The organism is Pseudomonas sivasensis (assembly GCF_021391435.1).
In the GTDB taxonomy this organism is placed as follows: domain Bacteria; phylum Pseudomonadota; class Gammaproteobacteria; order Pseudomonadales; family Pseudomonadaceae; genus Aquipseudomonas; species Aquipseudomonas sivasensis.
Genome location: NZ_CP090029.1, coordinates 359,484 through 382,746, shown reverse-complemented (window position 1 = coordinate 382,746; position 23,263 = coordinate 359,484). Strand labels below are relative to the sequence as shown.

The following is a 23,263-nucleotide window of genomic DNA, read 5'->3' as shown; positions in this document are numbered from 1 at the left end:
GAACGCATTGTCTGGCCTTGGGGCCGCTTCGCAGCCCAGCGCGGGGCAAGCCCGCTCACCACAGATCGGTGTTGCAGCCTGCTAAGCGGTACAGCGCAAGTTGCCCTGATCACAACCCAAGCAGGGCTGATCTGTGGTGAACAGCCTCACCACAAATCAGTATTACGGCCCTACGGTTGCTTAGAACGCGTAGCGTGCTTTGAGCATTACGCCGTCAGCATCAAAACCACTGCGCGCCTGGCGCGTATAGCTGGCGCCCACGCTGAAGTCCGACACCTGATAGTTAACGCCAACACTGGCCTCATAGCTGTCACGCGCCACCGACGCACCGGTCACGGTAAACGCTGAACCACCGGCCACGAAGCTGGAGGTTTGCGCCACGCGATCACCCATCAGGTCGTGATAAGCCATCAAGGTCGCTTCCGGTTGCAGGCTGCCAGCGCCCATCGGCAGGTTGCCCGCCAGACGCACACCGGCGCCCAACTCACCCACTTCATAACGCTGCGAACGCGTGCTCAGTGCGGCCGAGGAGCCTTTCTCGTCGTAGCCATCCATGCGCACGTTGGAATAACGCGCAGCCACCCGTGGCTCGACCACCACCGCTTGCGACGGCTTGAAGCTGTAGCCACCGATCACACTGGCCGACAACACATTGCTGTCGTAGCTGCCCTTGGCCGTGGTACCGGCGATGTGGCGCTTGCTGTCGTTTTCGTTGTGGCCGTAGCTGAGGCTGCCATCGACAAACCAGTCTTGCAGCGACCAGTTGCCATACAGCGACAGTGCGTGCCCCTCGACGTCGGTCTTGTTGCCCAGGTCCGAATGGATATTCGAATTGAGGTAGCTGTAAGCCACGCCCAGGGTCGTGGTGTCGCTCAAACGACTGTCCACACCCACCGCCATGCCGCTGCTGTTGGCCGAGTAGCCGTTGTTGCCGCCGCGACCGTCCTGATCCATGTTGCTGCTTAGGCCCTGCACCCACACACCTCCGGCTTTTTTGGCTTCACGCTGCTCGGTGAGGCGGTTGAAGATCGCGCCGTTGACCACGGTCTGCCCGGACAAGGCGATGTCCAACGCGCCACGGTTGACGTCCGGCGCGAGCTGGTCACCAACCCGTGCCAGTTGGTCGGCGGTGCCGGCGTTGGCCAGCGCCTGGAAGACTGCATCGTCTGCGCTGAGACGGCTCAGGACACCGTTCTTGAAGGTATTGACCGCCGTTGCCGACGCACGGCTCGCGCCCACGCCGGAGAGGTCTGTCTCAACTTGCTGGTCAGCCTTGACCGCCACCACGGCCTTGACCGTCTGCGCATCGGACGAGTAGCTGAGCACATTCAGCAACGCAGAAGAGCTGCCCACGGACAGGCCGTTGTCTTGCACGCTGGTGGCTTGCAACAGGGTGTATTGCGTGCCGTCGTTGGTGCTGGCGAAGTCGCCGGGGTTAGCGCTCACAGTCAGCTTCGACGCCTGGGCGAAATTGGCGGCACCGTTGACGGTCAGGTACGGCGTGGTCGGCACGACGCTGTCGGACAGGTGCATATCGATGCCCGCGCCGCTGGCGACGTTGAGGTTGCCGGTGATGGCGGTGCCGGGCGCCGACAGGTTCAGCGACCCTGAGTTGACCGACACCGGTGCGATGATGCGGTTGCCGGTGAACCCCGCCTGGCCGTCGATATTCACCGCGCTCAGGTTGAGTACATCGCCAATGATGTCGCCACCGGTCCAGTTCAGGGTTGCCAGGTTGCGCGCATCGATGGCCGTGCCGGCGTTGCTGCGGATTTCGCCGGCTTGCTGGTTGATCTCGAACGATGACGTTTGATCGGGGCCGACCAGAATCGCCGTGCCATCGGCGATGACCGTGCCGCGGTTGACGATGCCGCGCGAACCACTCGCGCTGTTCTGGGCGAAGGTGGCCTCCAGGAACTCAAAGGCATTGGCATTGGTGCCCTTGGCCTCAAGCGTGCCGGTGTTGAGGATGTAATCGATGGTGCCGTTATAAAAAAATATGCCTTTGGCGTCATTGCCGTTGGCAGAAATCAAACCGCTGTTTTCGATACGCAGCGGGCTGGTATCCGTTTCCACTTCGATGCCCCAAGCGCCTTCACCCGTGGCCTTGATAGTGCCGGAGTTGAGGATCTTGCCGCCGATGGTGGTGGGGGTAAAGTTGTCGCGATCCAGCACGATGCCGATCGCGCCTTCGCCGGCCATGTCGATCAGACCAGTGTTGGACACATCGCCGCCGATGGTGGTGCCGTGCAGGTAAATGCCCTCGCCCCCACCGATATAGAACGGCGGCGGTGCAGGCGCCGACGGTGCCGTCGAAATGATCGTGCCGGAGTTGATCACGCTGCCGCCAATGTTGGTCTTGCCGATTTCCAGGCCTTCGTCGCCACCGTTGTTCATCAGGATGTTGCCGGCCTGCACCACGTCACCGGTGACAGAGCCCGGGTTGAGGTTGGGCGGGCCAGTCCAGTACATCGGGTCCAGGGCAAAGCCTCGCACGGTGTAGCCGTCGGCATTCAGCGTGATGTCAGCGCGGTTGATCAACGAACCCTGGATATGGGTATCGGCGACACCCAGCCCGGCTGGGGGCGCACTGGTCGGTGTGGTCACCTGGGTGGTTTGCCCGGTGAGGATCAGCGACTCGTTGTAGGTCTCGCTGACAAACTGGGTCTTGCCCGCGCCAAGGTCCACTTCCACCGCGAGCACCTCCGTGCTGATGGCGCCGACCATGATTGCCAACAGGCTTTTCTGGAACTGCTTACGCTTCATTTCAAACTCCATGAACTACAGGTCAAAGCCGCCAACAGGCCCGGCGGCAGTAGGTGTATCGAGTGAGGGATCAACGGATCCAGAGGCATGCCCTCGGCGCGTTTGCGTAATACGCGCGCGCAGCCATTCGCACCGCACAAGGCAGTGGCGAAGAAGGGAATAGGGGGAAAAAGGCTCACATCAATCCTTAATGTTTTTGAAAACGCTGCAGTCCATGCAGCCCGACCGCGTGCGGGTGGGCGCGGTAAAGACCTTCAAATGTACGAAAAGGTTCAGGATTGTGTCGGAAAGTTGTGTAGTCGATCACAATGCGGCGGTGTTTGCGGGGAGCGGGATTCCGCTGGGCGGGGGCTTATCGTCCGGCCGTCGTCCAAATGGCCACCGGGTTTGGCGACGATTGAGTGAACCGCCCATCTGCTGGCGATTCTGCTGCGCAACGGCTTTGATCGGCTGGATGCGATCAGTCCAGGCTCAATGCCAACCCGGCCTGAGTTAAATCAGGCGGCCGTGGTGCCGCCCATCCCATCATTGCCCACGGCACACGTTGTAGGCCCGGTTCTCGGCGACCTCTTCCATATGCTTGCCGACGATTGAGTTCAGCACCAACAGGCGTTCCGACTTCCCCGTCGGTCGGTAGGCAGGTCCCTGAGCATCACTGTGCAGACTGAAACCGCTGGCGGCCAGCGCCTTGACCAGTTGTGTGCGCTTGAGCACATCGCCGTTGCCACGAAAGTCGCTGACGGTAAGAAACACGATGCGGTCTTTCTGCAACAGCCAGATCGGCCGATCACTGGTCTGGCTTTCGAAGATGTAGGCACAGTCCACAACGGCAGCGGGAAAACTGGCCTGGCGAACATAACGCCCACTCTCATACCCCACCAGCGTCACCAGCCCAGGTTGCACCACGGCGATTGCATCCTTTGTCTGGCCGCCCTCCTGAACGCCGTAGTTCGTATAAGCCCAGCGCAACCTTGTGAACTCAGCGGGCGTCGCCTCCAGCGCCAGGTCGGCCCGGATCCGCGCCTGATCTTCCGCACCCCGGTAGGGCAGGCCCTGGCAGCCCGCGAGCGCCGTCAGGCAAAGGAGGATAAAAGCTCTGTACAGCATCTGAAATGTCCTTGTTTGTTGATTGTCAGCCACAGGATTTACCGCCATCAAAACGGTCCGCGAGGCTGCGCACCTGGGCCAGATTGCCGGGTTGGATCATGATGGTATTAGCGTCCAGCAATGCACGCTCAGGCTCAATCCAAAGCGTGCCGACCAAATAGGCGGCCGCTGCTGCGAGCACCACCACCCCAGCAATCCGACTGACCATAAATCGCAGCGTTGCCCGCGGCGTGCGAGGCTGCTCAAACACAAACGCGAACAACAGCCCGATGGCGCACCACAAAACACCGGCCGCCGCCGAGCCCAACATTGACGCACGCCTATCGAAGTAGACCCAGACCAGCATGAACGCAGTGGCACTGACGGCCATTACCAGCAGGCACAACCCCTGCGCGACTCGACAGCCGATACTCAACGTGCGCGCCAGTGGTGTCGGAATACGGGGATTCATTGATCATCCTTGAAGAGAGAAAATAACTCAGCGCGCCGATTATCCGGGTTGTCGAGGCCAGTCGTCCTGCACGTTATAGCGACACACTAGTTTAAATTAAAAAAGCAGTTTCACTTAATAGCTCACCGATCAGAGTTACACCCTAACCAAGAGGTCTCTTCTATTACAGGAACACTAACGGACATTAAAAAACCAAAGCACGAAACCTAAAGCAAATCCAGCCACGGCCATTTGCAGATAGAAAAATACATGCGCCTCCAAGAGGCTAATAATATCCTCACCACCACTCAGCCAATAACCCGCCACCTGAAAAAACACACACATAAACACTAGCGCTAACGCCGAGGCACAAGGCAGATAAACAGCTACCCACCAAGGTTCATTTTTTCTCATGGCCACTCCTTGCTATGTAAATACGCTGTCTCCTTTCAACTTTATGCAGAGACGCTAAGTACGACGACACTTCCATACAATTGCATAAGGTAACTCATCATCCAGCGAGTCTAGCGACCGAAAATGATACACCACTGAGGCGCTCTCCAAGCTTTTATGAATAAAGGCGCCATCAGACATTATTCGATAAGAAGCATGCTCCATGACGTCACCCATCGCCGTCAATGCTTGTTTTATTTGACTATAGGTCGCCCCTGCCCGCTCAGGTATTAGCACTTCTGGTGGATAACCGAGAGCCATATCATCACTTTCAACTTCTCTGAAACAGGCTCGCCGAAACGCACCCTGACTGGCAGCCCAGTAAAACGAGAGCACCCTCAGCGTGTCCTGTCCGTTCTCATTAATCACATCGGCCAGACAGTATTGAGTGTCTGAAATGCTGTAGACACCCTCATCAATGAGTGAACGGGAGCCCTCGGGTATATCAAGGACATCATCCTGTTTGAATCTAAGCAAGCGAGGCCATTGGATCATCACCGTGACTTCCTGATTTATTTGATAAATTCGTGGTTCCCTGTCAACTAGCAGGGCAATGGGAAAACCACAGGGATCAGACCACTATTAATGTAACCGTGGTCTGCCCCCTATTTCAAGGGCAGGGAAACTAACATCAAACTTTGACCAACCAAAGAATCCGAGCTAGTTGGACATTCGCGCTACTTGAAGCCCCAACACATTGTTTGATAACAATAAATAATTATCAAAAAGTTTAGCGACCTGAGACCGAATCTATTAATCCGACAGGCGGCAGCTGTTTTGATATCGATTCGTCGGAGAACTTAGAAGCTGCCACTAGTTGGCCGCCAAGTTATTGCGCAGTAAATTAGTAATGGGAAATGCAGAAAAGTTCGCGGGGTGGGCCTGGGAACTGGATCGCAATAATCACTATTGGCAGGATGAAACAGCCGCCGATGAGGGAGCGTCAGCTAATAAATCTGTAACTGACCCACCGCTACCGGGGCATGGATATAGACGCAAATATTAAAGGCTGCCACACGACTCTGTGGTGAGCGGGCTTGCCCCGCGCCGGGCTGCGAAGCAGCCCCATTAAGACCGGCGCGTTTACTCAGTAAAAAGGCGGTGGCAGGTTTTGGTGCGGCTTCGCAGCCCAGCGCGGGGCAAGTCCGCTCACTTCAGAGTTATGGGTCGGCCTTTAGGCGTTGTTTAGCGCACTAGCTGGCGTCTTTGTTCTGGACAGCGCCAGGTACCAAGGTCAACCCCGGTTTCTCCACGTCACGAGAGACATGGGATTTCACTTCCGACACGCCGCCCTCTTCGTCGTTATGAATCACCAGCACGCCTGGCCGGCGCAGTTGCTCCAAGTCGCCTTCTGCCAGGCTGAAGCTTTCGCTCAGGCTCTTGTCGCTGAGGGCCTTGGCCTGGGCGCGACGCTGGGCGAACTTGCGCCCCTTGCGCTGCTGGTAGCGTGCCCAACTGACTAGGATCACGGCGTTGAACAACGCGATCCAGAGGTAGATCTGCAAGGTGTTGAGCGCCGCAAAAATCGGCGCGTCGATGCGCGGGCCGCCGTGGGTATCCAGCATCGAGGTAATCCCTCGCGCCAGCAGCCAAACCAATCCGGCCCAGGCCATCAGGGTCAACACCACGTCGATGATCCACATGACGGTACTTTGGCGAGTTCTGACCAGTTTCATGATCACGCCTCCTCTTCAACAGGTTTGATGCCACGATCCGGGCTGACCCAGCGCGCGCGCTTCTGGTGCTGGTTGAACAGCACCTTGGGGAAACTGACCAGGGTGGTGAACAGACTGACCAGCCAGAACACCATCGGGTACCACACGGTCCAGAACAACGTTTTCCACAGGTCTTTCTCGTAGCGGCGGTCGATCAGGATGCTCACGGCAAATTGCAGCAGGCATACCATCGCCAACACCAGGCCGGTAAACGCGGGCGGCATCAGTGAGTCCACCGCGATCGCCTGGGGCAGCGGCGTGAATTTGCCCACACCCCAAAAGATGACCGACAGCATGAAGGTGAACGCCCAACCGGTGGACAGGCAGTATTCGAACAACAGCGGCCACAGGTAGCGGTGACGCCATTGCCAGATGCCACGGATGTTTTTGAACAGTACTTCGGCGCCACCCTGGGCCCAGCGCAGCCGTTGTTTCCACAGGCCGCCGACGGTTTCGGGCATCAGAATCCAGCACAGCGCGCGGGGCTCGTAGAAGATGCTCCAGTGGTCGAGTTGCAGCTTCCAACTGACGTCGATGTCCTCGGTGATCATGTCGGTGGACCAGTAGTCGATGCGGTCCAGCGCTTTTTTACGAAACGCCACCACCACACCCGACACGGTGAAGATCCGACCAAACACTCGTTGCGTGCGCTTGATCAAGCCAATGATCGACGAGAACTCACCCACCTGCACGCGGCCGATCAAGGTCGAGCGTGTGCGGATACGAGGGTTGCCGGTCACGGCACCCAAGCGCGGGTTGTCGAGCATCGGCGCGACCATATAAGCCGCCGCGTTTTTATCGAGCAATGCATCACCGTCGATGCACACCAGGTATTCACTGCGCGCCGCCACGGCGCCCATGCGCAAGGCCACGGCCTTGCCCTGGTTCTGCGCCAGGTGCAGCACCCGCAGGCGTGGATGCTCCAGCGCCAGGGCGTCGAGCACTGCGGCGGTGTTGTCTTTGGAACCGTCGTTGACCGCGATCACTTCGATGTTCGGGTACATCTGACCGAGGGCCGCATGAATGGTGTCGGCGGCGTTATCACCCTCGTTGTAGCAAGGGATGATGATCGAGATCAGCGGGTTGCCGGCCAGGGTCGGCGCCGGGGTGTCTTCTTCCCAGGGCCAGTGGCGCTCCCAGTGCAGCCAGAAGTACAAGCCGCCGGAGATCCACAGCGCCGACATGAACAGCGGGTAGAAAAACACGAAGTCCATCAGGAACTGCCCGGTGACCAGGAAGATCAGTCCCAGGGGCACGCCTAATACCAGTGCCAGCACGAATAAAGCCAGGATTCTGTCGAACATGGTCAAGGGTTCCATTGGTTGGAAAGGGCCGGACGCACAGTCTTCAGGTCCGGGGAGTTTTCCAGGAAATTGTCCGGGTAGTAGCCAAAACTCGTGACACCCTGGCGCTTGAGTACACCCATCCATTCAGCCATTTGCTCGGCGGACAGGTCGGGGGCTGCCGGGGTGCGCCAGTCTTTGGCTTGCAGTTCGAATACCGTTCGCTGCATCGCACCGGGGCGGGCTTTGACCGTCGCCACCAGTTTCTCCAGCCAGGCGTTGGAGTTCTTCAGCGTCTCCCCTTCCATCAGCGGCATGGCCATGGGCGCGGTCCAGTCGTAGGTCTGGAGGAAATCGTCGAGGTTCTGCGCGAACCAGGCTTCGCTTTCTGGGTTGAGCATCGGCTGCGCGAAGATGTTGCGCGCGGTCAGCACCTGCGGCCCAGAGATAGCGCGGACCTTGGCGGTCAGCTCCTTGGTGAAGTCGATCAGGTAGCGGCTCTTGAAGCGCGTCCAGCGCTGCATCACCGCAGGGTCGGCGCGCAGGGCCTCGATGCTGCCCGGCAGGCCGTTGGCAGCATAGGCCTTGAGCGCGGCGGGGCTGGCGTCTTCGAAGTCCGAGAACACCGCATCGTCGTGGTACAGCACACCGTCGATGGCACTGTTGCGCGCCAGGTCTTCATAGATCTCGCCAATGATTTTGCGCACTTGCGGGTCGAACGGCGACAGGCGTTTGTATTGATCCGGGTCGATGCCCACTTTGCCGGTTTCCGGGTCCCAGCGCGTCACACGCGGCAGCTTGGGATCAAGGGCGAAACTCAGCACTGGCATCCAGGCATACACGCTGGCATGGGCACGGGTGTGCAGTTGCCAGGCGACGCGGTTGAACAGGTCGGCGCGCACTGGCAGGTGGCGGTTGGGGAAGTACAGCGAGCGGACCAGGCCGTCACCCTTGGGATCGGCGAAGGCTTGCAGGAACACCGTGCCAGCGCCCATGTCCACCACGCGCTGCACCAATTGGTCGAGGTTGCGCGCCTGTTGGGCCGGGTCCGGGTCGTAGACGTTATCCAGGTCCACATGCAACACCCGCAGCGGTGCCGGGGTTTGCACGGCGACGATGCTGTTGGCGAAATGCTCGCCGTCCGGGTCGGAGGCCACCAGAAAGCGGGGGCTGTTCATCAGGTCATCGGAGCTGTCGAGGCCATCTTCCAAGGTCAGGGCCATTTGGTAGCCCTGCTCACCAACGATGGCCAGCGAGGTGCCTTTGGCGGCGCCATACGGCCATACCCAGACCCGTGGTTTCTTGCCGGTCACGGTTTGGATCTTGTTGGAGATCGCGACCACATCCGCACGCAACCGCGCATCGAACTGGGCCTGGCTTTCATAACGACCGGTGGCCGGGTCATAACGCAGGGAAGTCGCAGCTGGCTCCAGGTTGCCCTGGGGGTTGGCCAGGATGCCTTTGTGATTGGCATCGGTGTGCGCGGCGATTTCCACCAGGCCGGACTGGGACACTTCGCGAATCTGCTGCCAGGTCAGGAACTCACCACGCGGCCGGGGTGAACCGGCAAAATCCACCGGCTGGTTGAGCGGTGTGTCGATCCAGCTGCCCACCGGCGCCAGCAACGCCGGCCAGTGGTAGGCGCGCAGAATAGGCAGCACGCGGGTGTAGAAGCTCGAATAGCCGTCGTCGAAGCTGAGCATGATTGCTTTGGGCGGCAATGCCGGGCCGCCATGGGGGGCGGCCAGGATCTGGTCAACGCTGACCGCCTGGTAGCCGTTCTCGCGCAACCAAGCCAACTGCTCGATCAAACGCTCGGTACGCACCGCCACCACGGCCTGGTCAGGATCACGATCCGACACATCGTGGTAGGCAATGCCCAGGAAGTGGTTTTTCGGCCACGCCTGTTCGTTGAGCGGTGTCGGCCGCTCGGCGGGTGGAGTGAAAGGTGCGGGTTGCTGGGCGCAGGCACTGGCCAGCAATACGCCCAGAACCAACAAGCAACGGCTGAGGAAGGTCATGGTCAGGCTCTTTTAGAAACGGTAAGTGAGGTCGACGAGCAGGCGCAGATCGCGTTCGCGATCACCGTCGTAAGGTCGGCTGATCAGGCTCAGGTTGGCGCCAGCGTCGAGTACGTCGTTCCAGCGATAGCGTTGGCCGTAGCCGATCAACGCCATGCCGCCGGTGGAGTAATCGCGCTGGCTATAGGTACCCGCACCGACCTGGAACTGCTGACTCCACTGGGTCTCGTAGCGGTGATAGAGCACATGGTTGATGTTGATGACGGGCAGCACGGTCAAATCCGACTTCGGATTGAAGTACACCGTGTCTTCCTTGCTGTTGCGGCTGGCGCCGACTTCCAGGCCCAGGTCCACTTGCACTCGCGGCGAGCTGTAGAGGCCTTCGCGGCCGCTGAGCAAGGCTTCGAAGCGGTCGTTGCCGTCGCTGAAGTGGGACGGGCTGAGGGTCAGTTTCCACTCGCGGCTTTCGTTGGCGCGCCAGCGAATAAAACCGCTGCCGCCGTTGGCGGTGATGCCATCATTCAGCGCGCGCAACGGCGTGGTGCTCAGCAGGTAGCCGAGGCTGCCGCCGTATTGCCAGTTGTCGTTGATGTCGCGGGCAATCGAGATCGCGGCGCCTTGTTTGGAGCCATCGCCGTAGGAATGGTTGGAGACCTCGGCTTCGATGGTCATGTCACGGGTGCGCCGCTCCACGCCGACAACCTGCCAACGATGCTGGCCGGTACCCTCTTCGAAATCTGCGCGGGCATAGCCGGCACCGGCAAACAGGCGCCAGTCTTCGTCGATAGGCGGCGTGTAGAGACGGCTTTCGATGCCCCAGTCACGGCTCCCCGACACCGCACCCGCTTCGCTGTCATTACCGCCGCCGAAGCTTTTACCCGTGTAAGCCTCGACGCGCAGCTCGGCCATGTCATGCACATCGCGCAGGCGGCTAAGGCGCTGCACCTGACGGTTATCCGGGTTGCGCGCAACCACATCGTCGGTGAGCACGTCGAGCTGGCGCCACTCCTGCAGGTCCATGGCGGTGTAGGCCTGGCTCACTTCCAGGCCGATGTCGCGCGGGGCCTGGGCTTCGGTTTCCTTGAGAATGCCTTCGGCGCGCCGGGGCAGATCGCGGGCGCGGTACATGTCAGCCTGGGCCAGACGCAGGCCGACGTTGCCCGGTGCTTTTGCTACCAGCGCTTCCAAACCGGCTTCGCTGCCCGGCAGGTCGCCACCGTAGACGCCGGCCTGGGCCGACAGTTGCTGGGCGTCCATCCACGCGTCGTTGGGGTTGCCGATGGGCAAGCCCTTGAGTTCGACCCGAGGGTTCTGGCTGTTGGCGAGTCCTTTGGCGACCTCGTTGGCATCCTCGCCTTTGTCGCTTTCCTGCAACGCGTAGAACAGCGCGGTGGTGTCTTCGACCCGATCTTCGGGCTCCGCGTCGGTGGCGCTCAGCGCCTGGCGATACAGCGGCTCGGCTTTTTCCGGCTGGCGCTGGTCGAGGTAGGACGCGGCCACCCAACGCACGGCGTAGGTAGGCAGTTGCACACCTTCGGCCTTAAGCGTTTCGTACTCGCGAATCACCTCGGCGGTACGTGCACGCGCCTTGAGTGCACCCAGGCGGTCGATGCGCCAGCGCACCACATCGTCATGGGCGGTGGCGTCCGGGGTCCAGCGAGCGAGCAGTTTGTCGTAGTCCGCCAGGGCGCGGTCGGCAATCACATAGCGTTCTTTTTCGCTGCGCGTGGCGAACTCGGCCATGCGCACCCGTTCGGCGGCGAGGTCACCTTCGAGGCGGCGCTGGGTCACCGGGTCCAGCAGGCCCGGACGCTGGGCCGACAGGCGCAAAGCGGCTTCCGGCAAGCGAGCCTTTTGCAGGGCGACGATGTATTCGCGGGCGACTTCAGGCTTGTCGCCAGCACGGATAAACGCCTGATCAAATTCAAACAGCGCGTCGTAGTTCAAGCCGGCGCGGGTCAGCGCATACCCCAGAGCCATGCGCCGGTTGGGGTCGTCTGGCTTGGCGGCCACCAGCGCGCGGGTGCGTTGCACGGCTTCATTGGCTTTGCCGCCGTCAGCCTGGGTCAGGGCCAGGCCCAGTTGCAGGTCGACGTTATTCGGTTCACGCAGCAGCGCCTGGCGATAGGTCGCCTCAGCCTGGGGCCACTGCTTTTGATTGCGATAGGTGCGCGCCACGGTGGCGAGCGCTTGGGTACTGAGGTTGCGATGTTTACCCTCAGCTTCGTACACCTTCAGCACTTCGGCGTCCTGCCCGGCCCAACCGGCGATCACCACATGATCGCTGACCTGGCCTGGCGTCTGGCGCTCGGCAGACAGCTGACGCAATTGCGTAAGGGCGGGTGTGAAGTTGCCGTTGCGCGCCTGGATAATCAGCGCGTCATAGGCCGGATCGGCCATGGCGATAGTGGGCATCAACAGCTGGCTGCATAAAGCTGCCCCGATGAGCAGTCGCAACCGGCCTGATGCACTGAGTGGTAGGTTTCGCAACATATCGTGAGCTTCCTTACACACGGAAAGCTGTAACGATAGGTGATCCTGAGCGACATGCTACAGGGTGCCGGCGTCTAATGACCCGGCCTAGCTTTCCTGTGTGAACTATCTCTTAGGAAAGTAGGGAGAAGACCAATTCAGAACAATTGTTCAGAATTGATGGGTAGCCGCTGAGTCGGGCCTGCACAAAACAAATGTGGGAGCGGGCTTGCTCGCGAATACGCAGTGGTGACTGATCCACTGCATTCGCGGGCAAGCCCGCTCCCACATTTTGACTGCATTTCAAGCAGCCTCACGAAGAGGCCGGGTGTTGAGGCGTTACTGTGCGCCGCTGACCGCACCGACTTTGGCCATTACAAAACCAATGAATTGCTCGACGGTCATCTTCTGGCCGTTGAACGTCACTTCATTGTTGGCGTAGTGCAGCTTGGAGACCACGTCGCTACCGACCAAAGTTGCCAACTGCGTGCCAACCGCCATGCCGCTGACCATCTCGGCGGCCATCTGGGATTGCTGCTCGATGGCTTTAGGGTCGGTCACGCCACCGAGTTGGGCTTGCAGTGCGGAAACGTCAGCGATCATCGGCTTGGAAAGGGTCAGATTGGCATCCAGCAGCGCAATCATCTGCTTGCCCAGCTCAACTGGCGGCAGTTCCATGGACACCGGTTTAGCCAGGTCTACCAGCAGGCTGAACTTGCTTTCACCGTGGGTGGTTTTCAGCGACAGGTTTTCCACAGCCACTTGCGGCTTGGCAGCCAGGACCTGATTGACGTTGGCTTCAGCCAGGGCTTGCTCGGCTTCAGTCAGTTGCAGCTCGGGGGCAGGCTGGTTGGCGGCGGCGGCGGCTTGCACGGGTTGCATCTTGTCCTGGTACAGCTTGGTCAGCACCAGCATGGCCGGGATGTCGACATTCTTCATGCTCACGGCCAAGGCCGCCGAACCTACAGGTTTACCCTGGTAGCCGATCTCGTCGATCTTGTAGTCGACACGGCCGGCCAGGTTGTTGTCCTTGGTTTCGCTGGAGTCTTTCTGCTCGAAGCCTTTGACGGTCAGCACGGCTTTCTGCGGGCCGAAGGTGAACTTGCTGTCGGTCAGCTCAACGGTGTTTTGCCCGGTGTAGAAGCCGAAGGTGGATTTTTCCAGGTTGCTGGCGATGGTCAACCCAGACAGCTCAGCTTCGAAGTGTTCGCCCTTGGCGTCTACCGCGGCGACCTTGACGCTGTTCATGAAGCCGTCGGCCTTGACCTTCTGGCCTTCGGCAGTGCTGTCGAAATTCATGTTTGCGCCGGAGAAGCTCACCGAAGACGTATCGTCCTTGAACTCCAGGGGCAGCAATTCGATATTGCCGTTGACCGAACGGGTGTAACCAATGTTGGCCACGCCTTTGAGTGGAGATACGTCTTTGGCGGCGGCGAACCACTTCTCGGTGGTGGCGTTCTTTTCCAGCTCGTAGTGACTGGTGGCCATGACCGGCAGCCACTTGAGTGTCACCAGGCGCGAGAACGGCAGCGGGCCGTGTTCGATATGGTCGACGAACAGCAGTTCCGGATTAGGGTTTTCTTCGCCGAAGACCGAACCCTGGCCTTTCAAGCGGTAATGGGCGGTGCTGCTGAACACGCCACGGTCCAGGGAGACCAGCTCCAGGGCCACAGTGCCATCGACGCCGGCCATGGAGGTCTGCAGTTCCTTGTTGGCGTTCTGGATCGCGGTTTGCAGCACTGGCTCCAGTTGTTTACCGGTGTACCAGGCGCCGCCTGCACTGACGACGCCTACGGCGACAACAAAACCCAAAAGAACGACTGCTGGCTTATTCATGAAGTGACCTGATCAAATCCTGTGAGAAGTGGGCTGTCTTCCTTGAACCCCGATGGGGTTGGCTCAAGCCCGCCGAAAACGGGGGAAGATTAGCACTGGCGGCCGCGAAGGGCCCAGATTTCTCAGAGGTTCAGGCGAGCAGTTGGTTCACGAGTATTCCAGTTCGATCTCGTCGAGTTGGTGATCGAAACTCTTCAGCCGCGCCGTCCAGGTGTACACCAACACCTCAAATTCGCGGTGTATCACCGCGTTGCCGGGGGTATCGGCCTTGGGGTCGCAGAAGTCCAGTTGGTAGCGTTCGCGGGCCATCTGCGTCGCGACGTCAGACAATTCACGCGCATTGTTAAGCCAATGCCTACCATCGGCGACCTGCTGATCGAGGGCCACGCACTGTTTTTTCAGGACTTCGAGGCTTTTTTCCAGGGGGGTGCCGGTGAGGTCGCCCATGACTTCCTGGAAGGTGCGACCCGGCTGCCAGTAGCTGCCCCAGAAATAACGATCGAACACGGTTTCCACACGCCGCAGCGCGACCTTGGTGTCCCAGATCGCCACGCGGGTCTTGCCTTGTTCGAGAAGTTTTTTCTTGATCCGTTGATTTTGGTAGGAGGCCCAGGCCACCACGCCGATGGACAAGGTGCCGATCACCAGGCAGGCGCTGTCGAGAAAGACCATGGCCTTGTCGAGCTGGTGGGCGAGCATGACGCCGTAGAAATACGCGGCCGATAACAGCACCAGTGCGAGGAGCACGCACCAGAAAGCGGGAGCATAAGGGTTTTTCATTATTGGAATCCCCATGAGCAAACGCGAGCAGTGTCAGGTAGGCCATCACGGCGGCCCACCTGACAAAGCATAGCTACCCGCTCAGGGTTTGCCGGGCTGTGACGCTTGCGTTCGTCCGCTTTCCCAACCGCCGCCCAGGGCCAGGAACAGATCGATCTGGCTCATGGCGACCTGGGTATTTGCCGCCGCCAATTGCGCACGCACATCGGTGTAAGTGCGGGTGGCTTGCAGGTCGGCCAGGAACGACGCGCGGCCGGCCTGGAAGAAGCGATGGGTCTGCCCCGCCGCTTCCTTGGCCGACTCGCCGGCTTCGGCCAACGCATCACGGCGTTGCAGTTGCGCGGTGTATTGCGCCAGACCGGTCTGGGTTTCGCGAATGGCGTTGAGCACCACCCCATCGAAATGCGCCAGGGCGCCCTGGGTGGCAGCTTCGGCTTCGTGGACGCGGGCCCGGGCGCCGTTGGTCGGCACGGTCCAGCTGATCATCGGGCCAAAACCCCAGCGGTTGGTCGCAGGCGTGCCGAGGTTGTCGAGCAAACCGACGGTGCCCACGGTGGCGCCGATGGCGATGTCTGGGTACAGGGCGCCGGTGGCCACGCCGATACGTGCGGTAGCAGCGGCCAATTGGCGTTCGGCCTGGCGCACATCGGGACGCCGCTTGAGCAGCGCCGCGCCGTCACCCACAGGCAACAACTGGGCAATGTGCGGCAGCTCGGCGCAGTTGCCGGTGCCCGCCGGCAGTTGGTCCAACGGCTTGGCCAGCAGCATCGACAGGCGGAACAGCCCGGCCTGGCGCGCAGCTTCGTAGCGCGGCATGTCGGCGCGAAGGGATTTGTACTGGGTTTGCGAGCGGGTGACCTGGGTTTCATCGCCACGGCCGGCGTCACGCAGGCGTTGGGTCAGCTTGGTGCTCTGGGCTTGCAAGTCCAGGGACTCGTTGGCAATCGCCAGCTCTTCGTTGGCCGCACACACCTGGGTGTAGGAACGCACCACATCGGCCACTAGGGTGATGCGCGCGATATCGGCAGCGGCCTGAGCGGCATCGGCGCTGGCCTGGGCGCTTTCGATGCCCCGTTGCAAGGTGCCGAACAGATCGAATTGATACGAGGTGGTAATGCCGACGCTGCCGATGTTACCCACCGGCACTTTGTCGGCCAGCAAAAATGCTTCGCCGGACTCCTGCAGGCGCTGCGCCTCTGCCTTGGCGCCGAGGCTCCAGCCGCCGGCGGATTCAGCCTGCTGGGTCTGGAACCGCGCGCGCTGCAAATTGGCAGCGGCCACGCGCAAGTCGGTGTTGGACGCCATGGCCTGGCGCACCAGCTCATCCAGGCGCGGGTCTTTGTACAGTTTCCACCAGTCGGTCGGCACCGGTGCTGACACCACGTTAGTGCCCTCGCCCGCGAGTTGCCCTTGCAGGTCGCCACGGTTGACCGCGGCCTTGTCCGGCAACTGGTAGTCCGGGCCTACCACTTGGCAGGCCGACAGCAGCAAACCCAACGCGGCGGTTGCCAACAGTTGCTTCATGGCGTGGCTCCGTCATCGGGCTTGTCGCCAATGATCGACACCGTGGCCGTACGCCCGGCGATCATGCGGAAGTCCGCCGGCACGTCGTCAAAGGCGATGCGTACCGGAATGCGCTGGGCCAGGCGCACCCAGCTAAACGCCGGGTTGACGTTGGGCAACAGGTTGGAGCCGCTGCTGCGGTCGCGATCTTCGATACCGGCGACGATGCTCTGCACGTGGCCGCGCAAGCGAGCGTTATCGCCGATCACGCGGATATCCACCGCCATGCCGACGTGGATGCCGTCGAGTTTGGTCTCTTCGAAATAGCCGTCGATATGGAAGGAATTGCTGTCCACCACTGACAGGACCGGCCGGCCGGCGGTGACGAATTCCTGGTTACGCGGCGCCCGGTCGTTGACGTAGCCGTCCACCGGGCTGCGGATTACTGAGCGATCCAGGTTCAGTTGGGCCGAATCCACCGTCACTTGCGCTTCAGCCAGGGCCGACTGGGAACGGGCCACGCGGGACTGGCTTTCTTCCAGTTGCTCGCTGGGCACCAGGTTGCCGAGGCCACGGTTACGCTTGTACTCGCGCTGGGCCTGGGCCAGGGTTTCCTGGCGGTCGGCCACGGCGGCCTGGGCTTGGCGCAGGGCCAGCTTGAAGCGGTCCTGGTCGACGGCAAACAGCACCTGGCCCTTGGTCACCAACTGGTTGTCACGCACGTCCACGCGCTGAATCAGCCCGGACACGTCCGGGGCGATCTGCACGATGTCGGCACGGATGTGCCCGTCGCGGGTCCAGGGCGCAAACATGTAGTACATGACCATGCGCCACACAACGACGACCGCGAAGCTCACGATCAGCAGCGTCAGGACTACACGGCCGATGGTCAAAAAAGGTTTTTTCATGTCATCAGGTATCGACTGAGTGAGTCCACCGCGCCCAGCAACAGCGCGTAGAGCCCCACATTGAACAATGCCCGGTGCCAGACCAGGCGATAGAAGTGCATGCGCGTCAACAGCCCGTGCACCACCAGAAACAACACGTACGTAATGCCCATCAGCACCAGCAGCGTGGGCAGGAACACCCCGCTGATATCCAGATCACCGATCATAAAGGCGCTCCATCAGGCAACGGCGCCTCCATCTCGGTGCCGCCAATAAATTCGACGCCAGGCAACAACGCCAGGCGCAGGCCGGCCAGGGCGTGCAACAGGTGCAGGCGAGTATCGTCCTCGTCTTGCAGACCCTGGCCGTTGAGGGCCCGGCGTGTGCGGTCGAGGGTCATCAGCAGACCGCTGGGCGCGGGCAAGCGTTCACCCGCCTTGAGGCAGGCCTTGAAGTAAGCGCCCACCCCTTCGACGACCTGGTTGAGCAACACCCGTGGCACTCCAAGGATGCGCGGCGAGTACGCCAGCAGGTCGAGCAGGTTCAGCGCCACGCGCAAATCGCGCAGGGCGATGCCGGTGTCCTGGCCGGTGAGTGCCAGGCGCGGCAGGTGCTGCATGAGGCGATCGAGCATCTGCACGGCGAGGTGTCGGTGTTCGGCCAGGGTTGCGGGCTCGGTGAGGCCGACGATGTCACGCCAGCTGAAACGGGTCAGGCGCTTGGCGGCGAATTCGGCGCCGAAAGGCCGCGCGACCAATGTCCACACAAACGCAAACAGCAGGCCCACGGGCCCGGCGAGGTTGACGTTGGCGAAGTTGAGAAAGTCCGCGTCGTAGGCACCCTGGATGCTGATGAACGACGAGGTGTTCACCAACGTCAGCAACATGCCCAGGTAGAAGCGCGGCTGCACAGTAAGGGTACCGATGCAGATGAACGGCACCGCAAACGCCAGCACCAGCATCGGGAAATCGTGCAGGTTGGGCAGCACCAGAAACAGGTACAGGCTGGCGAACAGCACCGACATGGCGGTCCAGAAAAAGAACCGATAGATCTGTGGCGCCGGATCGTCCATCGAGGCGAAGAAGCTGCACGCCACGGCGGCCAGAATCACCGCGCTGCCGCCGTCGGTCCAGCCCAGCAGAATCCACAGCACCGAGGCGACGATGATCGCGGTGACGGTAGAAAACGCCGAATAGAACATCAGACCACGGTCAAGGAATGGCGTGAGCCGACCCAGCCGCCAGTGACGATACACGGCGCGCCAGCTGTCCTGGCTTTCGCACTGGATGGCCGCTTGCAGGCTGCGGCAGTCTTGCCACAGGTCGATCCATTCGCCCAGGCGATACAGCGCGTTGGAAAACAGCAGGGTGTGGCGGTCGTCCAGCGCCTCGCCTTGGGGTTGCAGGGCGTCGACCTGGTCACGCAGGGCGCGCCAGCTTTCCAACGGTGCACTTTGTTGAGTGTTTTCCAGCCACTGGCTTGTGGCTTCCAGAATCGGCTGGATGCGGTCGAGAAATTCCGGCGCCCGATGTTCGATGGCGTAGAGCGCATCGTCGAGGGCATCCACCACCGGCAGCAGGTGGATCATGCGCCCGCGCAGTTCCTTGGTGTTACGCACCGTTTGCGGCCGCGCGCCTTCGTGAGGCAATTGGCCGATCATCAATTCGAGGGTGTTGAAGGTGGCGACCATGCCGCTGCGCAAAGTGCTGACTTCTTCACGCTGCACATTGCGCGTCAGAAAGCGTTGGCTGTAGACCTGAGCATCGGCAAACCACTTGGCCACCGAGCCATCGAACACGGGCATCAGGCGGCGCGGCCAGAACATCGCCCCCACTACGGCGGCGACCGCAATACCGAGGAAGATTTCTTCGGTTCGCGCCTCGGCCACATCCCATACCGCCAACGGGTTATCCACCACCGGCAGGGCGATCAGCGGCAAGGTGTAGCCAGCGAGCATCAAGGCATAGTTGTTGGCGGTGCGCAGGTGCATCGAGAGGAACAGCAAAGTGCCCGTCCACAGTGCGATCACCACCACCAAAATGTACGGCGACTGCACGAACATCGGCACAAAAAACACCGCCGCCGCCGCGCCCATCAAGGTGCCGATGGCGCGGTACAGGGCCTTGGAACTGGTGGGGCCGACAAACGGGCTGGAGACGATGTACACCGTGGCCATCGCCCAGTACGGACGCGGCATTTGCATCAGCATGGCGATATAGAGCGCGATCATCGACGCGGCGAAAGTACGCACGCCGTAGAACCAGTCGCGGGCCGGCGGAAAACCGGTAAAGAATCCGTTCAAAGCGTCGCTGCCTCAAAGGCCCGCAGCACACGCAGCGCGGCTTCCATATCGGTGGAGTCGATGTCCGCCAGCACTTCACGGCGCAGGCGCACCAATTGGACTTCCACCGCTTGCACCAGCTCACGGCCACGCTCGGTGAGGCTCAAGGCCTTGGCGCGACGGTCGTGGACATCTTCGGTGCGGCATACGTAGCCGTCACTGCACAGGCGATCGAGCAGGCGCACCAGGGATGGGCTCTCCATACCGGACGCCTGGGCAACTTTGACCTGGTGCACACCGTCGCCCAAGCGGCCGATCATCAACAGCGGCACGGCGCAGGCTTCGGAGATGCCATAGCTCACCAGCGTGGTCTGGCAGATTTTGCGCCAATTACGGGCGCCCACCACCATGCTGCTGCTGAGGTTCATCTGGAGTTGTTCGAGGGATTGAGGCACTGGATAGTTCGCATACAGTTAGTTTGCTAACTATCAATATGGTGGAAGGAGGAGGATGCGTCAAGTTTTGAAACAATTTTGCGGATGGGTGGAAGGGTATGGGATGAGTAAAGCGAATTTTTCGCTGGCCATCCGCACGAACGTGATATCTGCCACACCGCGCTTCAAGATTTTTTGCCCCATCGCCAGACACTCCAGACCTTCACTCCTTCGGAAACGACCACTAACACGGCCATCAACACCAGGTTGTAATCGCGAAAAAGTTGAGCGCCTACAAGCAACAGCGAAACGGAAGGCACAATGAAAGCCAATCGGAAGGGAGTTTGGACGTAGACAACCCACTTAACACTCTCACGGCCAAGAAAAAACAGTACGCAGGAGATGACAATGGAAACTTGCAACAGCATGGCAAAAACGAACATGTAGAACTGCACCACACTGTGCTCACGCAGCAGCCATGACGCATTCTCAATATCGCTTAAATAAGGAATCCTTCCTCCCATTACACTGGTGACTGCATATCGAATCAAAAGAAAAGCATCCATGGCTCCCCAAAACCAAAAAACATGCTTGCGCATCATGTTTCTTCTTCCTTGTATTCATAGGCCACATCTGGCGTGACAGGCTGCCAATACCACGACTTACCACCGACCTGCCAGTTGTCGCCTCCCTCCAAATAACGTTGTTTTATATGCCGTAGTTCTCCATATCTACGTTCAACTGATTGGTGGCCAAGCTGATCATCCCCACTGTCCAGCCTTACCCATCGCTGGGTCATAACTCGTGTGGTGTTTGCGAGATCTTTCCCATCCGATAAAAATACCCGCCCTTCATCACCTGCGGAAATTAAGCGATTGGCGGTGAGGATAGCGGTATTTTTGATGCCGTCGTAATCGACGCTTACCTTCTCCCACTTGCCGGGCCCGACATACAGTCGACGCCCCATTAAGTGTCCGTACTTGACGCGACACTCCCTGCTTAAAGGGAGAAAAGGACGGTCCATCGCAAATAACCAATCACCGGCGGCCAGCTTCTCCAAAACGCGCCGTTGGTCTTTTTCTGCGGAGCAGCAGGCAGAAGAGATATTGCACTGCCTAAGCAATTCGCTCAGTCCAGGCAACGTATAAGGAACGCGAAAAAATTCCCTGATACTTATTCGCGCAAAATAGGGACTTTCGATTTTTCCGAGATCATATTTCTCAATTTCGTCGTGAGGGATCAGACGTTTCATATAGCGTCCAGAGGAGAGAGTCAGCGCCTATTAATAACGGGGCGCTCCCTCTGGCCACTATCGTCCACTTCCGCTTAGTCGATAGGATTCTTCCTAGCCTCGCCTACCCCTCAACATCAAGTTCAACTCATCCACCACTTCAGCCCAATCCGCATCCTCCAGAATCTCCTCACGCAAAAACGCCCGTTGACTGCCCGTCCAGAAAAACGCGTCCGCCAGATGCAGCTCAGACTTGAGTGGCGAGTGAACGGACACAAACTTTTCGATGCTCACCGGGTCATCCGGCAGGCCCAGCTGTTTGAACAATGACGACAAGCTATGCACAGGCGATTCCATGATGAGCTCCTGATAAAGGCGGTTGAAACGAGTCTAGCGGCAGCCCTGGGGTTGCGCCGATGGCGCGTTGCACAGCACGAACAACCGCGCCCTGGCGCCACCACCGTCCTGGCGGCTGAGTTCGCGCCAGCCCGCAGGCAGTGGGGCGAAATCGTCCGGGGCTTCGTTGCTGCTGATCAGCCAAACGCGGCGGGTGCCTTCGGGCAATGCCGACAAGTGGTCGAGGTATATACGACCACCGTCCTGGTCCACCAGGGTGCCGAAGCCGTAGGCGTTGGGGCGGGTCGGCGTGCCATCGGGTTTTGGCGGGGTGTAGAGCTGCAACTGGGCATCGGTCTGGTCGTAATACACGTAGCTGAGGTACCACATCATGTCGCTGAGCACGATGCGGTCGTCTTCCTGGTAGTTACGGTTGACGAATTCCACGGGCACGTTGAACTGGTCGTGTTCATCCACAGCAAAGTTGTTCTTCAGCCCCACCAACTCAACGCCGACAAACAGCACAAACACCGCCGCACCCAGCCACGATAAACGGTCGATGGCCATCGCCAACAGGATCGGCAAAGCCAGGGCGTACACCGTGAGATACCGCTCGATAAACACCGGTGAAATAAACGACACGGCGTAGACCAGCAGCAGCGGCAGCAGAAAGAACAACGCCAGCAGGCTCGCCGGTCGATAGCGCTCGCGGTCGCGCCAGGCGGTCACCACGACGACCGCGACCAGCAGCAACGGAAACAGCCAGAACAGCGGCGGCCAGAAACCAACACCTTCATCCTGCAGCACGAACTGCCAGATCATCGACGGCAGGGACAGCAGGTTGACCGGTTCTTCCCAGCCAATGTCACCGCCCACTTTGAGCTGGTCGACGTGTTGCACCAGGTCCAGCAAGTTCGGCAACCAGGGCAGGTACAGCAACACAATCACGACATTGGCGCCCCACCACGCCGGGCGCTTGATCAAACGCTGACCGGGGGCGGCACTCAACAGCCCCAGGTACGCCCAATGCACCAGCACGCATAGCGCCGTGAAGTAGTGGGTATAAAACCCGGCACTCATCAGCAGTACATACACCGCCATGTATCGCGTGCGCTCAGGTTGGCGCACCCAGTACACCAACGCCAGCGTGGCACCCAGCAGCCACACACCGAGCAGTGAATACATGCGCACTTCCTGGCTGTAGCGCACGGCGGTCGGCAGTAGCGCCAGCAGCACGCCCGCCAGCACTGCAGCGCGACGGGTGGACAGTTGCCGCGTCAGCCAGATGCCCAGCCCCACCGCAATGACACCGGGAATGGCGCTCATGCCGCGAATTGACCAGATGCTGTCGCCAAACAGCTCGATCCAGCCGCGCAGCAGGAAGAAATACAGCGGCGGGTGGACATCATGGGCGGCGTGAAACCACAAGTCGGCAAGGGCGTACTCGCTGAGCAGCAGGCTGGAACCTTCATCTCCCCAGATCGCCGCCGACGTGAGGTGATAAAACCGCAGGGCCATGGCCAACGCCAGGATCGGCACCCACCAAAGACGGCTCAGCCAAGCAGCCCCCTCCCACGTGAGACGGTTGATTGCGGGCAACGCCCCGACCTTTTCATTTTGCTCTACCACAGACCGACGCACCCCGATTCCCCTGCCACTGCCTTGATTGCTCATGTGCAAACTCCCGCCACTCTAGGACAAAAGCCCCTGAGTCGCTGCTGGAATCGG

At 60.2% G+C, this 23,263-nt stretch carries 20 protein-coding genes; all 20 read right to left on the bottom strand.

Annotated features, from left to right (window positions below; translation table 11 throughout):
* Positions 1 to 180: 180 nt before the first annotated feature.
* On the bottom strand, positions 181 to 2,766 hold the full coding sequence (locus LRO94_RS01710; protein WP_179179685.1) for an autotransporter family protein: 2,586 nt from the start codon (positions 2,764 to 2,766) through the stop codon (positions 181 to 183).
* Positions 2,767 to 3,291: 525 nt separating this feature from the next.
* Complete coding sequence (locus tag LRO94_RS01705) at positions 3,292 to 3,873, bottom strand: hypothetical protein (RefSeq protein WP_095186323.1); 582 nt, start codon at positions 3,871 to 3,873, stop codon at positions 3,292 to 3,294.
* Positions 3,874 to 3,898: 25 nt separating this feature from the next.
* Positions 3,899 to 4,324 (bottom strand): hypothetical protein, encoded by a 426-nt coding sequence (locus tag LRO94_RS01700; RefSeq protein ID WP_050442799.1) that lies wholly within the window; start codon positions 4,322 to 4,324, stop codon positions 3,899 to 3,901.
* A gap of 174 nt (positions 4,325 to 4,498) precedes the next feature.
* Positions 4,499 to 4,717, bottom strand: a complete 219-nt coding sequence (locus LRO94_RS01695) for a hypothetical protein (protein WP_179179686.1) — start codon at positions 4,715 to 4,717, stop codon at positions 4,499 to 4,501.
* Between the two features lie 54 nt (positions 4,718 to 4,771).
* Positions 4,772 to 5,251, bottom strand: coding sequence for a hypothetical protein (locus LRO94_RS01690; RefSeq protein ID WP_032884845.1), 480 nt, complete (start codon positions 5,249 to 5,251; stop codon positions 4,772 to 4,774).
* A gap of 698 nt (positions 5,252 to 5,949) precedes the next feature.
* On the bottom strand, positions 5,950 to 6,432 hold the full coding sequence (gene pgaD, locus LRO94_RS01685) for a poly-beta-1,6-N-acetyl-D-glucosamine biosynthesis protein PgaD (RefSeq protein ID WP_032884843.1): 483 nt from the start codon (positions 6,430 to 6,432) through the stop codon (positions 5,950 to 5,952).
* Between the two features lie 2 nt (positions 6,433 to 6,434).
* The gene (gene pgaC / locus LRO94_RS01680) at positions 6,435 to 7,775 is read right to left on the bottom strand and encodes a poly-beta-1,6-N-acetyl-D-glucosamine synthase (protein ID WP_032884842.1); all 1,341 of its coding nucleotides are present in this window, start codon (positions 7,773 to 7,775) and stop codon (positions 6,435 to 6,437) included.
* Positions 7,776 to 7,777: 2 nt separating this feature from the next.
* Positions 7,778 to 9,775: a poly-beta-1,6-N-acetyl-D-glucosamine N-deacetylase PgaB gene (gene pgaB, locus LRO94_RS01675; RefSeq protein WP_179179687.1), complete on the bottom strand. Its 1,998-nt coding sequence runs from the start codon at positions 9,773 to 9,775 to the stop codon at positions 7,778 to 7,780.
* Positions 9,776 to 9,787: 12 nt separating this feature from the next.
* Complete coding sequence (gene pgaA / locus LRO94_RS01670; RefSeq protein WP_179179688.1) at positions 9,788 to 12,268, bottom strand: poly-beta-1,6 N-acetyl-D-glucosamine export porin PgaA; 2,481 nt, start codon at positions 12,266 to 12,268, stop codon at positions 9,788 to 9,790.
* Between the two features lie 318 nt (positions 12,269 to 12,586).
* Positions 12,587 to 14,083: a YdgA family protein gene (locus LRO94_RS01665; RefSeq protein ID WP_032884838.1), complete on the bottom strand. Its 1,497-nt coding sequence runs from the start codon at positions 14,081 to 14,083 to the stop codon at positions 12,587 to 12,589.
* A 147-nt stretch (positions 14,084 to 14,230) separates the two neighbouring features.
* Complete coding sequence (locus LRO94_RS01660) at positions 14,231 to 14,863, bottom strand: hypothetical protein (RefSeq protein WP_032884836.1); 633 nt, start codon at positions 14,861 to 14,863, stop codon at positions 14,231 to 14,233.
* Between the two features lie 81 nt (positions 14,864 to 14,944).
* Positions 14,945 to 16,387 carry an efflux transporter outer membrane subunit gene (locus LRO94_RS01655; RefSeq protein ID WP_122682197.1) on the bottom strand — a complete coding sequence of 481 codons (1,443 nt, stop codon included), beginning with the start codon at positions 16,385 to 16,387 and terminating at the stop codon, positions 14,945 to 14,947.
* Positions 16,384 to 17,274: an efflux RND transporter periplasmic adaptor subunit gene (locus tag LRO94_RS01650; protein ID WP_179179689.1), complete on the bottom strand. Its 891-nt coding sequence runs from the start codon at positions 17,272 to 17,274 to the stop codon at positions 16,384 to 16,386. Before LRO94_RS01650 ends, LRO94_RS01655 begins: the two co-directional genes overlap by 4 nt.
* A complete protein-coding gene (locus LRO94_RS01645) occupies positions 17,271 to 17,480 on the bottom strand; it encodes a DUF1656 domain-containing protein (protein ID WP_003187469.1) in 210 nt (69 codons plus the stop codon). Before LRO94_RS01645 ends, LRO94_RS01650 begins: the two co-directional genes overlap by 4 nt.
* Positions 17,477 to 19,555 carry an FUSC family protein gene (locus LRO94_RS01640; RefSeq protein ID WP_032884832.1) on the bottom strand — a complete coding sequence of 693 codons (2,079 nt, stop codon included), beginning with the start codon at positions 19,553 to 19,555 and terminating at the stop codon, positions 17,477 to 17,479. Before LRO94_RS01640 ends, LRO94_RS01645 begins: the two co-directional genes overlap by 4 nt.
* Positions 19,552 to 19,962: a MarR family winged helix-turn-helix transcriptional regulator gene (locus tag LRO94_RS01635; protein WP_032884831.1), complete on the bottom strand. Its 411-nt coding sequence runs from the start codon at positions 19,960 to 19,962 to the stop codon at positions 19,552 to 19,554. The genes LRO94_RS01640 and LRO94_RS01635 overlap by 4 nt, the downstream gene beginning before the upstream one ends.
* A gap of 191 nt (positions 19,963 to 20,153) precedes the next feature.
* Positions 20,154 to 20,570, bottom strand: a complete 417-nt coding sequence (locus LRO94_RS01630) for a hypothetical protein (protein ID WP_179179690.1) — start codon at positions 20,568 to 20,570, stop codon at positions 20,154 to 20,156.
* A complete protein-coding gene (locus LRO94_RS01625) occupies positions 20,567 to 21,220 on the bottom strand; it encodes a hypothetical protein (protein WP_179179691.1) in 654 nt (217 codons plus the stop codon). The genes LRO94_RS01630 and LRO94_RS01625 overlap by 4 nt, the downstream gene beginning before the upstream one ends.
* Positions 21,221 to 21,313: 93 nt before the next feature.
* Positions 21,314 to 21,556, bottom strand: coding sequence for a DUF2789 domain-containing protein (locus LRO94_RS01620; protein WP_179179692.1), 243 nt, complete (start codon positions 21,554 to 21,556; stop codon positions 21,314 to 21,316).
* Between the two features lie 33 nt (positions 21,557 to 21,589).
* Positions 21,590 to 23,176, bottom strand: coding sequence for a glycosyltransferase family 39 protein (locus tag LRO94_RS01615; RefSeq protein ID WP_179180107.1), 1,587 nt, complete (start codon positions 23,174 to 23,176; stop codon positions 21,590 to 21,592).
* Between the last annotated feature and the right edge of the window lie 87 nt (positions 23,177 to 23,263).

Coding starts and splice junctions, on each gene's coding strand:
- LRO94_RS01710 (WP_179179685.1), bottom strand. CDS start 2,766: ATGAAGCGTAAGCAGTTCCAGAAAAGCCTGTTGGCAATCATGGTCGGC.
- LRO94_RS01705 (WP_095186323.1), bottom strand. CDS start 3,873: ATGCTGTACAGAGCTTTTATCCTCCTTTGCCTGACGGCGCTCGCGGGC.
- LRO94_RS01700 (WP_050442799.1), bottom strand. CDS start 4,324: ATGAATCCCCGTATTCCGACACCACTGGCGCGCACGTTGAGTATCGGC.
- LRO94_RS01695 (WP_179179686.1), bottom strand. CDS start 4,717: ATGAGAAAAAATGAACCTTGGTGGGTAGCTGTTTATCTGCCTTGTGCC.
- LRO94_RS01690 (WP_032884845.1), bottom strand. CDS start 5,251: ATGATCCAATGGCCTCGCTTGCTTAGATTCAAACAGGATGATGTCCTT.
- pgaD (WP_032884843.1), bottom strand. CDS start 6,432: ATGAAACTGGTCAGAACTCGCCAAAGTACCGTCATGTGGATCATCGAC.
- pgaC (WP_032884842.1), bottom strand. CDS start 7,775: ATGTTCGACAGAATCCTGGCTTTATTCGTGCTGGCACTGGTATTAGGC.
- pgaB (WP_179179687.1), bottom strand. CDS start 9,775: ATGACCTTCCTCAGCCGTTGCTTGTTGGTTCTGGGCGTATTGCTGGCC.
- pgaA (WP_179179688.1), bottom strand. CDS start 12,268: ATGTTGCGAAACCTACCACTCAGTGCATCAGGCCGGTTGCGACTGCTC.
- LRO94_RS01665 (WP_032884838.1), bottom strand. CDS start 14,083: ATGAATAAGCCAGCAGTCGTTCTTTTGGGTTTTGTTGTCGCCGTAGGC.
- LRO94_RS01660 (WP_032884836.1), bottom strand. CDS start 14,863: ATGAAAAACCCTTATGCTCCCGCTTTCTGGTGCGTGCTCCTCGCACTG.
- LRO94_RS01655 (WP_122682197.1), bottom strand. CDS start 16,387: ATGAAGCAACTGTTGGCAACCGCCGCGTTGGGTTTGCTGCTGTCGGCC.
- LRO94_RS01650 (WP_179179689.1), bottom strand. CDS start 17,274: ATGAAAAAACCTTTTTTGACCATCGGCCGTGTAGTCCTGACGCTGCTG.
- LRO94_RS01645 (WP_003187469.1), bottom strand. CDS start 17,480: ATGATCGGTGATCTGGATATCAGCGGGGTGTTCCTGCCCACGCTGCTG.
- LRO94_RS01635 (WP_032884831.1), bottom strand. CDS start 19,962: ATGAACCTCAGCAGCAGCATGGTGGTGGGCGCCCGTAATTGGCGCAAA.
- LRO94_RS01630 (WP_179179690.1), bottom strand. CDS start 20,570: ATGATGCGCAAGCATGTTTTTTGGTTTTGGGGAGCCATGGATGCTTTT.
- LRO94_RS01625 (WP_179179691.1), bottom strand. CDS start 21,220: ATGAAACGTCTGATCCCTCACGACGAAATTGAGAAATATGATCTCGGA.
- LRO94_RS01620 (WP_179179692.1), bottom strand. CDS start 21,556: ATGGAATCGCCTGTGCATAGCTTGTCGTCATTGTTCAAACAGCTGGGC.